Below are 14,685 nucleotides of genomic sequence, written 5' to 3'. Positions count from 1 at the left end.
GACTAGGATGCCGGCGTGTCGACCGCCCCCGCAACCGCCCGCCCCGACGCCCGCCTGACCGACGGGCGCCGCCCCCGCGTGCTGATCGTCGGCGGGGGGCTCGCCGGGCTCGCGGCCGCCGCGGCCCTCGCCCCGCGGGGATGCGAGGCGATCGTGCTCGAAAGCCGCCCGCGGCTGGGCGGACGGGCCAGTTCCTTTCTCGACAAAACGACCGGGGAGCGCGTCGACAACTGCCAGCACGTCGCCATGGGGTGCTGCACGAATTTTCTGCACCTCTGCGCCGAGGCGGGCCTGTCGGGCCTGCTCAGCGAGCAGGGGGAGGTCACCTTCCTGCTGCCGGACGGGACCGTCAGCCGGCTGGGGGAATCGCGGCCCGGGGGGCGCTCCCTGCCGGCGCCGCTGCATTTGGCGGCCTCCTTCGCCCGATTGGGGCACTTCACGGCCGGGGAGAAGCGGCGGCTGGCCGCCGGCGTGCGGGCGTTGGCGAAGACGAGCGGCGGGGCGGGGGAGGCGTTCGCCGGCTGGCTCGCCGCGAACGGACAGACGGACCGCATCGTCTCCCGGTTCTGGGAGCCGGTGCTGGTCAGCGCCCTGTCGGAGACGCCGGACCGCATGAACGTGGCGGACGCCCGCAAAGTGATTGTCGACGGCTTCCTCGCCCACCCGGCCGCCTGGCGGGTGTTCGTGCCGACCGTGCCGCTGGACGTGCTGTACGGCGAAAAGTTGCTCGGCTGGCTGGAAGGCCTCGGGGTGACGGTCCGCACCGGCGCCGGCGTGCGGCGGATCGAGCCGGCGGGCGGGGGGGAGCCGGTGCGGCTCACGCTGCGGGACGGGAGCGAGGAGGCGGCCGACCATGTCGTCGTCGCCGTGCCGCACCACCGGGCGGCGGGGCTGTTCCCCGACGCGTTCGCGGACGCCTCCGGCCTGACGGCCGCCGCGGGGCTGGAGACCGCGGCGATCAGCAGCGTGCACGTCTGGTTCAATCGGGAGATCACCCCGCTGCCGCACGTCGTCCTGCCGGAACGCACCAGCCAATGGGTCTTCAACCGCACCCGGCTGCACCAGGTCCGTGAGCCCGAAGCGCAAGCGAGGGAAGCGGCGCCCGATGCGGCTGCCGCATCGGTCCCCTCGCTTGCGCTTCGGGCTCACGAGCAGCGCGGCCGCTACTACTTCCAGGTCGTCATCAGCGCAAGCGACGCCCTGAAGAGTCGGCCGCAGAGCGAGGTGATCGAAGAGGTGCTGAACGAACTCCCCGAGGCCTTCCCCGCGGCCCGGGAGGCGACGGTGGAGCACGTCCGCATGGTGACGGAGCACAGGGCCGTCTTCGCCCCGCTGCCGGGGCACCACGCCCTGCGGCCGCCGCCGGGGGCGTTCCATCATCCGCGGGTGCATCTGGCGGGCGACTACACCGCGACCGGGTGGCCGGCGACGATGGAGGGCGCCGTCCGCAGCGGGTACGCCGCCGCCGAGAGCGTGCTGGACGGGGAGGGCCGGCCGGAATCGATCCTGCGGCCGGACCTGCCGGTCGGGCGGCTGGCCCGCTGGCTGGGGTTCGCATAGGCGGCGGCTTTCCAACGCGGGGCGGGAGCGGTCACACTGCGGAGCCGTCCCCCGTCGCCGTTCCGTGCCGAAGCTCCGCCGCCTCTCGCCCACCGCCCGCCGGTTTTCGGTCGCGGTGGCGATGTTGGTCCTGCTGACCGGGACGGGGGTGATCGGGTTCCGCGTCACCGAGTCCTACAGCTGGCTGGACGCCGCCTGGCTGGCGGTGGTCACGCTGACGACGCTGGGGGCCGACAGCCCCTCGACCGGCGCCGGCAAGCTGTTCGCGATGGGCTATCTGCTCTGCGGGCTGGGGGTGGCGTCGTACAGTCTGTTCGCGCTGGGGCAGACCGTCGTCAGCACGGAGTTCCGCCGCATGTGGGAGCAGAGCAAGATGAACGACAAAATCGCCGGGCTGTCCGGGCACAGCGTGATCTGCGGGCTCGGCCGGATGGGGCAGGCCGTGTGCGAGTACCTCGCCGACCGGCAGCGGCCGTTCGTGGTCATCGACCGGAACGACGAACTATTGGAGCGGGTTTGCGACCGCCGCGGCTGGCTGCGGGTGGTCGGCGACGCCGCGGACGACGCGGTGCTGAAGAAGGCCGGCGTGGAGCGGGCCGCCTCCCTCACCACGGCCCTGCCGACCGACGCGGAGAACATCTACGTGGTCCTCAGCGCCCGCGGCCTGAGCGAGAAATTGCAGATCGTCGCCCGGGCCACCGAGGAGCGGGCGATCGGCAAGCTGGAGCGGGCCGGCGCCGATCGGGTCGTCAGCCCGCTGGCCAGCGGGGCGGTCAAGATGGCCCGGTTCATGTTGAACCCGCACGTGGAGGACTTCCTCGCCATCGCCGACGGCCGGGAGAGCGATCTCGAACTGGCCGACGTGCAGATCGCCGAGGGCAGCGCCCTGTGCGGCAAAAAATTGAAGGAGAGCGGGCTGTCCGAAAAGGGGCTGATGATCGTCGGCATCCGCCGCGGCGACGGGGAGCGGATCATGCCGCCCCCGCCGGACGCGGTGATCCGAGCCGGCGATTGCCTGTTCACCTTCGGCAACGGCGACGCGATCGCCGCCCTCACCGAGGAGGACGGCGTGCGGGACGCCTCCCACCCGGACGCCGTCGCCCACGCCATGCGCGGCAAAGGGGGGCCGGAACCCCCCGCCTGACGGCGCTTCGGCGGGGCGTCCGGGCGGTGATCCCGCAGGCGAAGCGTCCCGGACCCTCGGAGGGTCCGGGACGCTGGCGTTCTCGACCGCTACGGGAAAAGGGAGAGCGTCGCTACGCCTCCAACTCCGCCCGCAGGGCGGCGAGTTCGTGTTCGATGTCGTCGTCCGGCGGGGCGGCGGCCGGGGCCGCTTCGACCGGCGCCGGGGCGTCCGCGGCGGGCGTCTCGCCGTTGGCCAGGGAGGCCCGTTTGCGCTTCGCGTCGTTCAGCCGGGCTTCCAGCGCCCGGGCGGTCGTTTGCAGATGGCGGTGCAGTTCCTCGGCGCTGGACAGCTCCTGCCGGAGCCCCGCGATTACGTCGGCGGCCTCCCGGCGCCGCACGAGCGCCGTACGGGCCTCCGCCTCGCGGCCGGCGGCCAGTTCCTTCTTCGCCTCGGCCTGCCAGCGGTCGGCTTCGGCCTGTTGCTCCGCGATCTCCCGGTTCAGCCGGGCGGCGGTGTCCGCAGCCGTCGCCACGCTGCGGGCGGCCCCGGCCCGGCCGAGTTCCATCTCCGCAATGATCTCCGCCAGCGCGGCGTCCGGGTCGTCCACGTCCGCCAGCAGGTCGGACAACGAACAGGTGACGATATCCGTCAGGCGACTGAAAAACGGCATCGGGCAACTCGGTGGGGGACTCGCGGGGCCATCCTAGGCGGCCCCGGACGTGCGGCGGCAGGGGGGCTAACTCTCGTCCGACGCGAACGGATCACGGACGCCCCGGTCGGCCAGCTTGGCCTGCAGTTTTTCCCGGGCCAACCGCAATCGACTCTTCGCCGTGGAGGTGCTCACCCCCATCGCCTGCCCGACCTCCGGCAGCGGGACGTGGGCGAAGTGGTGCAGGGTGAACGTCTCCCGCTGATCGTCCGGCAACTCCGCGAGCAGTTCGTCCACCAACTCCGCGAACAGCCGGCGTTCGGCGACCGCGGCCGGATCGTCCTCGGCGCCCTCGACGCGGTCCAGCGGGGAGCCCTCGCCGTCCTTGTCCGTCCGCACGCTGCGGACCAGCGCGTCCCGGCGGGAACGGCGGGCGGCGTCGATCATCAGGTTCCGGCCGATCCGGTACAGCCAGCCGCGGAACCGGCCGGTCGGCAGGTAGTCCCAGTTCTTGCGGTAGACCTTCAGCAGGGTGTCCTGCGTGAGGTCCTCGGCGAGGGCGCGGTTGCGGACGTTCTTCAGGAAGAACCCGAACAGCGGCCCGCTGTGCCGGGTGACGAGTTCGTCGAACGCCGCCCGGTCGCCGGCCTGCAGGCGGATCATCAGGGAATCGTCCTCGTCGAAGCCGTCCGGCGGACCGACGCTTTGGACGTCCGTTTGCACACTGTCGGCGTCGGCCGTGACGGCGGCGACCGCCTCGGCGACGGGGGCGTCGGCGAGGGGCGGGGGGATCACGGGGCGGGCGGGCGGCGTGGGGCGGGGACGTTGAACGGGCGACGGGGCCCCCTACGATAGCGGCCTTCCGCCCCGCGTTCGCGGCCGGTCCGCCGTGCGGCGGACGCCGCCCGTCGTTTCGCCCCCGATCCGGTTCGCCCCGCCCGTGCCCGAAGCTCCCGCCGCCACTGCGCTGACCTTCGCGGCCGGGGCCGACGGTTCGTTCCCGCTGTCGGCGGGCGCCTCGCTGACCGTCTGCCGCCCCGGCCCCCCGGCCGTCGCCGACCCGGCCGTCGCGGTGCGGGACGCGTTGGCGAACCCGATCGAGTTCCCCGCCCTCTCCCGGTCCGTCATCCCTGACGACCGCGTCACGCTGGCCCTCTCCCCGGACCTGACCGACCCCGCGGCGGTCGTGGGCGGAGTGTGGGGCGAACTGGCCAAGGCCGGCGTCGACCCGCAGCGGCTGGCCCTGATCCGCGGCGCCGGTCCGGGCTACGGCGGCTCCGCCGACGGCCGCTTCGGCGGCGACCCCCGCGGCGGCCTGCCCCGAGGCGCCGCCGCCGCGGCGAGCTTCACCCGGCACGACCCGGAAGAAGAGGACGCCTGCGGCTACCTCGCCAGCACCGCGGCCGGCGACCGCGTGTACCTCGCCCGGCCGGTGCTGGAGGCGGACGTGGTCGTCTCCTGCGGCGCCCTGCGGTTCGATCCGTTGTTGGGGGTCGCGGGCGCCAACAGCGTGTTCGTCCCCGGACTGTCCGACGAGGACGCCGTGCTGAAGGCCCGCGGGCAGGGGCACGCGGAACTCGGCCCGGAGGACGACCGCCCGCTGCGGCAACTCGCCGACGAGGTCGGCTGGCTGCTGGGCACGCAGTTCACCGTGCAGACGATTCCCGCGGCCGACGGCGGCACCGCCGTCGCTCTGGCCGGCGGGACCGAGGCGGTGCTCCGCCGCGGCCGGGAACTGCTGGACGACCTGTGGCGGGTGAAGGCGCCGGTGCGAAGCGAAGTGGTGCTGGTCGCGGTGGCGCCGGGCTCGCCGGACCGCTGGGCCGCGACCGCCCGGGCGCTGGACGCCGCCCGCCGGCTGGTGGAACGCGGGGGGAAGATCGTGGTCTTGACCGACCTCGCCGGCTCGCCGCCGCCGGGGTTGGCGGAGCTGGCCCGGGCGGAGGAGCCGGCCGACGTGCTGCGTCCGCTGCGGCAGTTCCGCCCGCCGGATCTGCTGGCCGCGACGGCTTGGGCGAACGCCGCGGACCGGGCGCGGATCTACCTGCTCAGCGGGTTGGCGGACGATCTGGCCGAGGACCTGTTCGCCGTGCCGCTGTCCGAACCCGGCGAGGCCGCCCGGGTGATCGCCGGGGCGGGCAGCGTGGCGGCGGTCGGCGGGGCCCAGTTCGCCTGGTGCGAAGCGGCCTGAACGCCCCCGGCGCCAGTCGCTCCGGTTGGGCGGGGACCGTTCCCGCGCCCGGACGCTTTTGGTCGGAGCGCCGCCCGCCGGCCCATTGATCGGGATTGATTTGACGGGGTACGATAGCCCGTTCTTCATCCCGCGCCCGGATTCCTTGATGTCGCTGCCGAACAGTTCTCGTCGGTCCTTCCTCCAGACCGCCTCCGTGGCCGCCGCGGCGGCGTCCGTGGCGCCCTACGCCGCCTTCGGCGCCCGGGCGCCGAAGGGGCCGAACGAAACGATCCGCGTCGCCGTGCTCGGCCTGCGGAACCGCGGTTCGCAGTCGCACATCGCCAGCTACCTGCGGGCCGGCGAGCGGGACGGCAATGTCGAGGTCGCCGCCGTCGTCGATCCGGACGCCGCCCTGCTGCAAACGCACGGCGTGAAAAAGGTGCAGGACAAAACCGGCAAAAAGCCGGCCGCCTACGCCGACTACCGGAAGGTTCTGGACGACGATTCGATCGACGTGATCTCCGTCGCCACGCCGAACCACTGGCACGCGCTGCAGAGCATCCACGCGATCCAGGCGGGCAAGGACGTCTACGTCGAAAAGCCGGTCTCCCACAACGTGGTGGAGGGCCGCCGCATCGTGCAGGCCGCCCGCAAGTACGGCAAGCTGTGCCAGTACGGCGCTCAGTGCCGCACGATGAAGGGCACCCGGGAGATGGTCGAGGCCGTCCTGAACGGCGAGATCGGCGAGGTGAAGCTGGCCCGCGGCCTGTGCTACAAGCGCCGCCCGAGCATCGGCAAGCAGAGCGCGCCGTTGCAGTTCCCCAAGCAGCTCGACCGGAACCTCTGGGTCGGCCCCGCCGCCGACGAACCGATCTACCGGCCGGAGAAGAGCACCGCCGGCATCTACAATCCGCACTACGACTGGCACTGGGACTTCAACACCGGCAACGGCGACCTGGGCAACCAGGGGATCCATCAGATGGACGTCTGCCGCTGGGGCCTGGGCGTGGACGGCCTGGGCGACAGCGTGATCTCCTACGGCGGCCGCCTCGGCTACGAGGACGCCGGCAACACGCCCAACACGCAGGTCTCCGTCCACGATTACGGCGACAAGCGGATCATTTTCGAGACCCGCGGCCTGGAGATCCACGGCCCGGACGGCAGGAAGACCGGCAACCGCATCGGCGTCGTCTTCTACGGCACCGAGGGCACCGCGATTCAGCACGGCTACGGCTCCAGCTCGATCATGGACCCGGACGGCAAGCTCGTCCGCAACATCAAGGGCGGCTCCGATCAGGACCACTACGACAACTTCCTGGACGCGGTCCGGGCCGGCGACGCCTCCCAGCTGACCGCCGACATCGAGGACGGCCACCTCTCCAGCGCCCTGTGCCACCTCGGCAACATCTCCTACCTGCTGGGCGAACAGACCACGCTGGAAGAGATCGCCGCCGCCCAGCGGGACGCCACCGAGCGGGAGACGCTGGCGGACACCGTCGAGCACCTGAAGCAGAACGGCGTGACGGTCGCCTCCTCCCCGATGCGGCTGGGCCCGCAGCTCTCGCTGGCCGGCGAGACCTTCACCGGCCCGCGGGCCGACGAGGCGAACTCCCTGCTGACCCGCGAGTACCGGGCGCCGTTCCTGCTGCCCAGCGAGTCCGAGCTGTAGGCCCGGCGGTCGCCGCCGGTCCCTCTGGGCGTTCGCGCCCGATGCTGCTAACACCCCGGGCGGATCCCACGCCGTCCGGGGTGTTTTCGTGTCTGTGCCGTCGTCGTTCCCCGCCCGTCTCCGCCGCTTCGCCCCGCTGCTGGCCGCGGCGCCGCTGTGCCTCGCCGGGGCCGCCGCGGCCCTGCCGAGCGCCCCGCGGGAGGCCGCGGCGGCGGAGCGGTCGCCGCTGGGCGTCAGCGGCCACGTCGCCGCCAACCCGGCCGTTCCCGGCGGGCGGCACATCCACGCCCCCTTCCAACTGACGAACTGCGGCGACGAGCCGTTGATCGTGACCGCCGTTCAGCCGGATTGCGGGTGCCTCACCCCGCTGCTGAACCGCGACCTGTTCGATCCGGCGAACCCGCCGACGATCGAGCCGGGGGGCTCCGTCGAACTGATCGTCCGGGCCGACACCGCCCGGGAGGCCGAGGGGCCGCACGAACATGAGGTGACCGTCGTCTGCACCACGCCGGGCGGCGAGGCCCTCCGGCAAACCGTCAAGCTGCGGTACGGCGTCGACCCGCACGAGATCCGCATCGAACCGCCCGCGGTGATGGTCTACCAGCGGGAGGGCCAGACCACGACGGCGACCGTCACGATCACCGACCGCCGCTTCGACCCGCTGACGGTGCTGGCCGTTCGCAGCCCCACCGGCCGGGTGCACGTGCAGGAACTGGAGCCGGTCGAGCGGGAAGACGGCGGTTGGGACTACCCGTTCGAGGTCTCTGTGATCGGCTGCGAGGGCGAGGGGAAGGAGGTGACCGTCGCGGTCGAGGTGGACGACCCGGCGGGGCGGTACCGGTTCATCAAGATTCCCGTGACGGTGCAGTCCCCGGACCGCCTGCAGAAAGCGGCGTTGGAGCGGGTCGCCGCCTTGCCGAACGCGTCGGCCGGCGACGACAGTGGCGGGCGTGACGCCCGCTGAGCCGCTTCCCGCTTCCTCGCCCTGGCCGAACCGCTGGCGGCGGCGGGGGGCGGGGTGGGCATCGCTGTTGCGGGTGCCGGTCTGCCCGGTGGGGCGGTGGGTTCAGGGACGGGCGCGGGCGCTGGACGACCCGGCCGCCCAGAAGGACGGGCTGACGATCGTGCTGCCGGGCATCCAGGGCCGCAGCTTCGCGGAATACGACCTCGCCGTGGGGCTGGCGTGGGGCGGCCTGCCGGGGCGGATTGCGGTGGTCGACTGGACCAGCGGCTGGTTCTTTCGGGCCTTCCTCCACCTCCGCGACACCGCGATGCACGAGGCCGGCGGGGAGGAGGCGGCCCGCCTGGTGACGGAGCACCGTCGGCTCCACCCGGACGCCCCGGTCACGGTGATCGGCTACAGCGGCGGGGCGGCGGTCGCTCTGCACGCCCTGTCCCGGTTGCCGGCGGGGGTGAGGGCGACCCGCACGTTGTTGATCGCGCCGGCCTGCTCCGCCCCGACGGACGCCGCCGCGCTGGCTGACCGTTGCGAACAGGGCGTCGACGTGATCTGCAGCCGGTTGGACGTGCCGATCCTCGTGGGGCTGCTCGTCGCCCTGGGCACTACCGACGGTCGGCACCGCCCCGGCGCCGGCTGGGGCGGCTTTGAAAAGGCGGACGCTCCCGGGTTCCGGGAGCATCACTGGCGGCCGGCGTGGACCGGTCGCTTCCACTACGGCGGGCACTTCGGGGCGGTGAACCGGGTGTTCGCCGCGGAGGCGCTGGCCCCGTTGCTGCTTTCATCGGGGGCGAGCGGCGGATCGCCGTAGCGGCGGCTTCCAGCCGCCGATTCTCGACGAGGCCCTTCCCTTAACTCCCGCTCGCTCCGCTCACGGACGGCGGCAGGATGCCGCCGCTACGAATCAACGCGTCTCGCTTCAAAAGGGCCTGAAACGGCCATCGGGGCGCGGCCGAGGGGCGTCTGGGGAAATCCCGTTGCAATTCCTGCAAATCGGTCTTCCCGGCGCGCGAAGGTTCGTCTACCGTGGCTCGTGTCAGCCGCGGCGTCGCTCTCCAGGACCCCCGGCGTTGCAACCACCGTGCCAGGCAAGGATGCCGCCATGTCGAACGCTGCCCCCGGTCCCGCCCCGCTGCGCGTGCTGTGCGTGGACGACGAACCCGGCATTCGGTTCATCTACGAAAACGAAGTCCCGCTGATCGCCGAGGGCGACGTCACGGTGGTGGAGGACGGGGCGAAGGCGATCGCCGCCCTGGACGCCGCCGTCGCCGAGGGCCGGCCGTACGACGCCGCCCTGATCGACCTCCGCATGCCCGGCGGCGTGGACGGCTGGGGCGTGGCGGACCACCTCAACAACGCCTCCCCGAGCACCAAGTTCGTCATCTGCACCGGCCACGGCGACATGCCGGAGGCCAAAAAGGCGATGCAGTACGGCGCCACGCGGTTCCTCGAAAAACCGCTCCAGATGCCGGAGCTGGGCGAAGCCTTCGCCCACATCCGCGAACTCAAGGCCCTGGAAGCCTGGCCGGAGGAGGAGCGGCCCAAGCCGGTCAAACTGAAGACCGACGACCGCAACTTCATCGGCTCGACGCCGGCGATGCTGGCGCTGAAGAAGAAGATCGCCAAGTTCGCCCCCACCGACGCCAGCGTGCTGATCCTGGGCGAGACCGGCACCGGCAAAGAGGTCGTCGCCAAGGCGATCCACGCCAGCAGCAAGCGGGCCGGCGGGCCGTTCGTCGCGGTGAACTGCGGCGCCCTGCCGGAGCACCTCGTCGAAAGCGAGTTCTTCGGACACCGCAAGGGCGCCTTCACCGGCGCCGACCAGCCCCGCAAGGGCCTGTTCGAAGCGGCCGACGGCGGCACGCTGTTCCTGGACGAGCTCGGCGAACTGCCCAAGCCGATGCAGGTCAAACTGCTGCGGTTCCTGGAAAGCAGCGAGATCCGCCGGGTCGGCGAGAACGAAACCTTCACCGTCGACGTGCGGATCGTCTGCGCAACGAACAAGGACCTTGGCGAGATGGCCCGCGACGGGGACTTCCGCGAGGACCTCATCTTCCGGGTGAACACCTTCGAACTGGACCTTCCCCCGCTGCGGGAGCGGGCCGAGGACATCCCGGCGCTCTGCTCCTTCCTGCTCACCCGCCTCGCCGGCAAGAAGGTGGGCGAGGAGGCCGTCAGCCCGCGGGCGATGGAGCTGCTGAAGACCCACGAGTGGAGCGGCAACGTCCGCGAACTGGCGAACGCCCTGGAGCACGCCTGGATCCTCTGCGAGGGCCAGATTCAGCCGGAGGACCTGCCCACGCAGGTGACCCGCCGCAGCGTGGCCGGCAGCGTCGGCCTGCGGCTGGCGAACACCGGCGACGACGACGCCCCGTCCGCCGCCTCCGCCCCGGCCCCCACCTACGGCGACGTGCCGAAGACCCTGCGGGAGATCGAGCAGGAGGTCATCCTGCACACTCTCGACAAACACGACGGCGACAAGCCGGCCACCGCCAAGGAGCTCGGCATCGCCCTCAAGACGCTCTACAACAAGCTGAACGCCTACGAGGCCAAGCGGGCCGCCGGCTGAGCGGGCCGCGACGGGTATGGAAACCGCCAGCGTCCCGGACGCTCCCAGCGTCCGGGACGCTTCGTTTACACTTCCGGTCCCCGTCGCGTCCCTCCCCCGAACCGTTCGTCGATGATCGAACTCCGCGACCTGAGGCGGAGCTTCGGCCAGGGCCCCACGGCGGTGCACGCGGTCCGGGGGCTTTCCCTGCGGGTGGAGCCGGGCGAGGTCTACGGCCTGATGGGCCCGAACGGCGCCGGCAAAACGACCGCGTTGCGGATGGTGCTCGGGCTGCTCAAACCGACGGGCGGGGACGCCGTCATCGACGGCGTCAGCGTGACCGCGGACCCGAACGAGGTGAAGCGCCGCATCGGGCTGGTCAGCGCCAGCGCCGGGCTGTACCCGTGGCTCACCCCGCGGGAAACGCTGCGGTTCTTCGCCGACCTCTACGGCGTCCCGGCCGCCGAGGCCGAGACCCGGGCCGCCGACCTGGCGGAGCGGTTCGGCCTCGCCGCGTTCCTTGACCGCCGTTGCGCCGGGCTCTCCACCGGGCAGACCCAGCGGGTGAACCTCGCCCGGGCTGTGATGCACCGGCCCCCGGCGATGCTCCTCGACGAACCGACCCGCGGGCTGGACGTGGTGGGCTCTCAGCGGGTGTTCGAGTTCGTCCGCCACCTGCGGGACGAACGCCGGGCGGTGATCCTCTGCACCCACCGGCTGGCGGAGGCGGAACGCTTCTGCGACCGCTTCGGCCTGCTGCACCGCGGCCGGTTGCGGCACGAGGGCACGCTGGCCGAACTGCAAACCGCCACCGGCCGGGAGACGCTCACGGAGATGTTCGTCGACCTGCTGAGCCAGGAGGAGCCTGGGCTCGGCAGCGTCCCGGACGCTTCAAGCGTCCGGGACGCTGAGCTGTCGGGGGACCCGCGATGAGCGCCGCCCCCAACCCGCTGCCGCGGATCGCCCTGAAGGAACTGCGGGAGAGCCTGCGGGACCGCCGCACGACGATCACGCTGGTCCTGATGCCGCTGCTGGTCTACCCGCTGCTGGGGGCGCTGTTCCGCAACGTGCTGATCGCCACCAACCCGGCCGAGGCGGGGCCGGTGTCGGTGGTGTTCGAATCCGAAGCGGACGCGGAGGTCTTCCAACAGGTTTTTCAGGAGGGCACCGCCCTGCTGGAGCGGGCCGGGGTCTTGGATCGCCGGCAGGGGCTGCTCGAATTGAACCTGACGATGCCCCGGCGGCCGGACGACGCGCTGGAGGCCGTCGTCGCCCGCGGCGAGGCGGAACTGGGCCTGCGCGTCGCGGAACCCGCCGAGGCTGACGACCCGGACGGCGAACCGGCGCCGCGGTACACAATCCTCACCCGGTCCGGCTCGCCGCTGTCGGTCGAGACCGGCCGGCGGATCGTCGCCCGGTTGCGGGCGGTGAACGAGGCCGCGATCGAGGCTCGTCTGCGGGAGGCCGGCCTCAGCGCCGAGGTCCCCGCCGACTTCGCCACGGAGGCGGTCGAACCGACCGGCGGCGGGGCGATCAGCCTCGCCACCGTCGTGCCGCTGATTCTGCTCCTCATGACGGCGACCGGGGCGGTCTATCCCGCCATCGACACCACCGCCGGGGAGCGGGAACGCGGGACGCTCGAAACGCTGGTGGCCGCCCCGGTCAGCCGCCTGCACGTGTTGCTGGGCAAATTCGTGGCGGTGTGGGCCGTCGCAGTGCTGACGGCCGGGGCGAACCTGATCGCGATGACCGCCACGGTCTACGCCGTCGGGCTGGACCGGGAACTGTTCGGCGAGAACGTGCCGTGGTGGAGCCTGCCGGCGACCGCCGGCCTGCTGGCCCTGACGGCCGGGTTCTTCGCCGCGGTGCTGCTGGCGGTCACCAGCGCCGCCCGCAGCTTCAAGGAGGCCCAAGCGTATCTCATCCCGCTGATGCTCTGCTGCCTGGCACCGGGCGGACTGGCCCTCACCCCGTCGATCGAGCTGGACCTCGCCTGGGCCGCGGCGCCGTTGATGAACCTCGTGTTGCTGGCCCGGGAAGTCCTCAGCGGCACGGCCCCGCCGCTGCCGGCGCTGGTCGCGGTCGTGTCGACCGTCTGCTACGCCGGGCTGGCCCTGAGCGTCGCCGCCCGCATCTTCGGGACGGACGCCATCCTCTACGGCGGCCCCGGCGGGTGGGGCGAGTTCCTCAAACCGCCCTCCCGGCCGGACGGCGTCCCGCCGCTGGGGGCCGTGCTGCTGGGCACGCTGGCCTGCGTCGCGGCGTTTCTGGTGCTCGGCGGCGTGCCGGGCAAGCTCGCCGGGCTGACGGACGAGGAGAGCCTCGCCGCCGTCGACCTGCCCACGCTGCTGATCGCCAACGCGGCGGTCTCCCTACTGGTGTTCGTCGGCCTGCCCTGGGCGATCGCCCGTTGGGCCGGCGGCTCGACGCGGCGGACCTTCGCCCTGCGGACGCCGTCGGTTGTGGGGTTGCTCGGCGGCCTGTTATTGGGGCTGGGGGCGTGGGCGGGGGTGTTCGAGATCCTGCTGGCCCTCGGCGCCGCGGACCGCATCGGCGACGCCGGCCGGCTGGCGGAGTTCGGCGAACGGATCGAAACCCTCCCGCTGCCCCTCGTGCTGGCCTGTCTGGCGATCGTGCCGGCCGTGACGGAGGAGTTCGCCTTCCGCGGCTTCGTGCTGACCAGGTTGAAGGTCCTGTTCGGCGCCGTCTGGGCCGTGATTGCCAGCGGGCTGATCTTCGGCGTGTTTCACGTCGTGAAGGACCTCGGCCTGTTCGACCGGCTGATCGGCACGACGCTGCTGGGCCTGCTCCTCGGCTGGGTGCGGGTCCGCACCGGCAGCCTCTGGCCCGGCATGCTGCTCCACGCCGTCAGCAACGCGGCCCTGCTGTCGATCGCCAGCTACAAGCAGGAGCTGAGCGAACGGTTCGATGTCGAAGTCTCCGAAACGGCCCACCTGCCGGCGGAAGTCCTCGCCGCCGCGGCGGTTTCCGTGCTGCTCGGGGCGGGCTGCGTGTGGTTCGCGGGGCGGAAGACGTAGGGTCCGCTGTGCGGACCGCGACTGAGGGCGCCGCATGTGAGGGCGACGGTCCGCACAGCGGACCCTACAAGCCGACGTCCTCGTTCGGCACGATCCGAACGTCCGTCGGCTTCGGCTCGCGTTGCCAGTGCTGGCGGTCGGTGGTGAGGACGCCGGTGCGGACGGCGCAGTTCAGGCAGAGCTTCGACTCGCCGTTGTCGAGGTACAGCTCCCCGCCGGTGAGCAGGTGATAGAAGTCCTCGCCGGGCGTTTTGGCGTGACAGTAGAGCTTGGCGAAATCCCGCTTGATCACCGCCTTCCAGTTCTGCATCTCGCGGACGTACAGGCGGCCGTCGAGGTGAAACGCGGGCGGGCCGGGCGGGTCGGCTTGATCGCTCATGCCGCAATCTTAGCGGCTCGACCGGCCGCGGGGGCGGTTCTGCCGGCGGCGCCGGTCGGCGGCGTGGCGCCGCTTCGTCCGGCGTTGCGTCTGGCGCGGCCGAATCGCGGTTCGCCCCACGTCAGCCCGCCGGCGGGCCGATGGCGGGTTCGTGCCGAACTCCGACGCCCCCGCAGCTCCGCCGTCCTCCTCCTCCCCGACGCGAACCGCCGCCCCGAGAACGCTCGAGCAACTGCACGCCTACGTGCACGAGACGCTGTGCGCCCGGGAGAATCTGCTGACCGAGCAGTTCCGCACCGTGGCCGCCCCGCTGACGAAGGCCGGCAAGCCGTGCGGCTGTCAGTACACGCTGCTCGGCCCGCGGAGCGTGCGGCTGACGGCCGTCTGGGACGCCGTCCGCAACTGCCTGTTCCTGTTCGACGCCACCGGCGCCCGCATCGAGAAGCGCATGCTCCCGCAGCGGATTCGCAACGCCACATGAGCCCGGAGCGCAAGCTCCGGCCGTGCGTACTCGAGCAGGACTCGATGTCCCCGTAGCGGCGGCATCCTGCCGCCGTTCGTGAGCGGAGCGAGCGGGAGTGAATG

13 protein-coding genes are annotated in these 14,685 nt (G+C 72.3%); 10 read left to right on the top strand and 3 right to left on the bottom strand.

Annotation, left to right across the window (positions count from 1 at the left end; all coding sequences use genetic code 11):
• The first annotated feature begins 15 nt into the window (after nucleotides 1-15).
• The gene (gene hpnE / locus ACG2DA_RS16810; protein ID WP_395256953.1) at nucleotides 16-1,560 is read left to right on the top strand and encodes a hydroxysqualene dehydroxylase HpnE; all 1,545 of its coding nucleotides are present in this window, start codon (nucleotides 16-18) and stop codon (nucleotides 1,558-1,560) included.
• A 64-nt stretch (nucleotides 1,561-1,624) separates the two neighbouring features.
• The gene (locus tag ACG2DA_RS16805) at nucleotides 1,625-2,704 is read left to right on the top strand and encodes a potassium channel family protein (RefSeq protein WP_395256952.1); all 1,080 of its coding nucleotides are present in this window, start codon (nucleotides 1,625-1,627) and stop codon (nucleotides 2,702-2,704) included.
• A gap of 112 nt (nucleotides 2,705-2,816) precedes the next feature.
• On the opposite strand, the gene ACG2DA_RS16800 is transcribed toward ACG2DA_RS16805, so the two are convergent.
• Nucleotides 2,817-3,356, bottom strand: coding sequence for a PspA/IM30 family protein (locus ACG2DA_RS16800; protein ID WP_395256951.1), 540 nt, complete (start codon nucleotides 3,354-3,356; stop codon nucleotides 2,817-2,819).
• Nucleotides 3,357-3,422: 66 nt separating this feature from the next.
• On the bottom strand, nucleotides 3,423-4,130 hold the full coding sequence (locus ACG2DA_RS16795) for an RNA polymerase sigma factor (protein WP_395256950.1): 708 nt from the start codon (nucleotides 4,128-4,130) through the stop codon (nucleotides 3,423-3,425).
• 145 nt (nucleotides 4,131-4,275) lie between these two features.
• On the opposite strand from ACG2DA_RS16795, the gene ACG2DA_RS16790 reads away from it, so the two are divergent.
• From ACG2DA_RS16790 to ACG2DA_RS16760, 7 genes are all read left to right on the top strand, one after another.
• Nucleotides 4,276-5,526: a lactate racemase domain-containing protein gene (locus ACG2DA_RS16790; RefSeq protein WP_395256949.1), complete on the top strand. Its 1,251-nt coding sequence runs from the start codon at nucleotides 4,276-4,278 to the stop codon at nucleotides 5,524-5,526.
• A gap of 148 nt (nucleotides 5,527-5,674) precedes the next feature.
• Nucleotides 5,675-7,177: a Gfo/Idh/MocA family oxidoreductase gene (locus ACG2DA_RS16785; RefSeq protein WP_395256948.1), complete on the top strand. Its 1,503-nt coding sequence runs from the start codon at nucleotides 5,675-5,677 to the stop codon at nucleotides 7,175-7,177.
• Between the two features lie 94 nt (nucleotides 7,178-7,271).
• Complete coding sequence (locus ACG2DA_RS16780) at nucleotides 7,272-8,141, top strand: DUF1573 domain-containing protein (protein ID WP_395256947.1); 870 nt, start codon at nucleotides 7,272-7,274, stop codon at nucleotides 8,139-8,141.
• Complete coding sequence (locus ACG2DA_RS16775; RefSeq protein ID WP_395256946.1) at nucleotides 8,128-8,946, top strand: hypothetical protein; 819 nt, start codon at nucleotides 8,128-8,130, stop codon at nucleotides 8,944-8,946. Before ACG2DA_RS16780 ends, ACG2DA_RS16775 begins: the two co-directional genes overlap by 14 nt.
• A gap of 291 nt (nucleotides 8,947-9,237) precedes the next feature.
• A complete protein-coding gene (locus tag ACG2DA_RS16770) occupies nucleotides 9,238-10,704 on the top strand; it encodes a sigma-54-dependent transcriptional regulator (protein WP_395256945.1) in 1,467 nt (488 codons plus the stop codon).
• A 111-nt stretch (nucleotides 10,705-10,815) separates the two neighbouring features.
• Nucleotides 10,816-11,616, top strand: coding sequence for an ABC transporter ATP-binding protein (locus ACG2DA_RS16765; RefSeq protein WP_395256944.1), 801 nt, complete (start codon nucleotides 10,816-10,818; stop codon nucleotides 11,614-11,616).
• A complete protein-coding gene (locus ACG2DA_RS16760; RefSeq protein WP_395256943.1) occupies nucleotides 11,613-13,721 on the top strand; it encodes an ABC transporter permease subunit/CPBP intramembrane protease in 2,109 nt (702 codons plus the stop codon). The genes ACG2DA_RS16765 and ACG2DA_RS16760 overlap by 4 nt, the downstream gene beginning before the upstream one ends.
• A gap of 64 nt (nucleotides 13,722-13,785) precedes the next feature.
• On the opposite strand, the gene ACG2DA_RS16755 is transcribed toward ACG2DA_RS16760, so the two are convergent.
• Nucleotides 13,786-14,100 carry a hypothetical protein gene (locus ACG2DA_RS16755; RefSeq protein ID WP_395256942.1) on the bottom strand — a complete coding sequence of 105 codons (315 nt, stop codon included), beginning with the start codon at nucleotides 14,098-14,100 and terminating at the stop codon, nucleotides 13,786-13,788.
• Nucleotides 14,101-14,251: 151 nt separating this feature from the next.
• On the opposite strand from ACG2DA_RS16755, the gene ACG2DA_RS16750 reads away from it, so the two are divergent.
• Nucleotides 14,252-14,581: a hypothetical protein gene (locus ACG2DA_RS16750; protein ID WP_395256941.1), complete on the top strand. Its 330-nt coding sequence runs from the start codon at nucleotides 14,252-14,254 to the stop codon at nucleotides 14,579-14,581.
• The last annotated feature ends 104 nt before the right edge of the window (nucleotides 14,582-14,685 follow it).

The organism is Alienimonas sp. DA493 (genome assembly GCF_043951915.1).
Lineage (GTDB): Bacteria > Planctomycetota > Planctomycetia > Planctomycetales > Planctomycetaceae > Alienimonas.
This window is presented reverse-complemented; position numbering and strand designations above follow the sequence as displayed.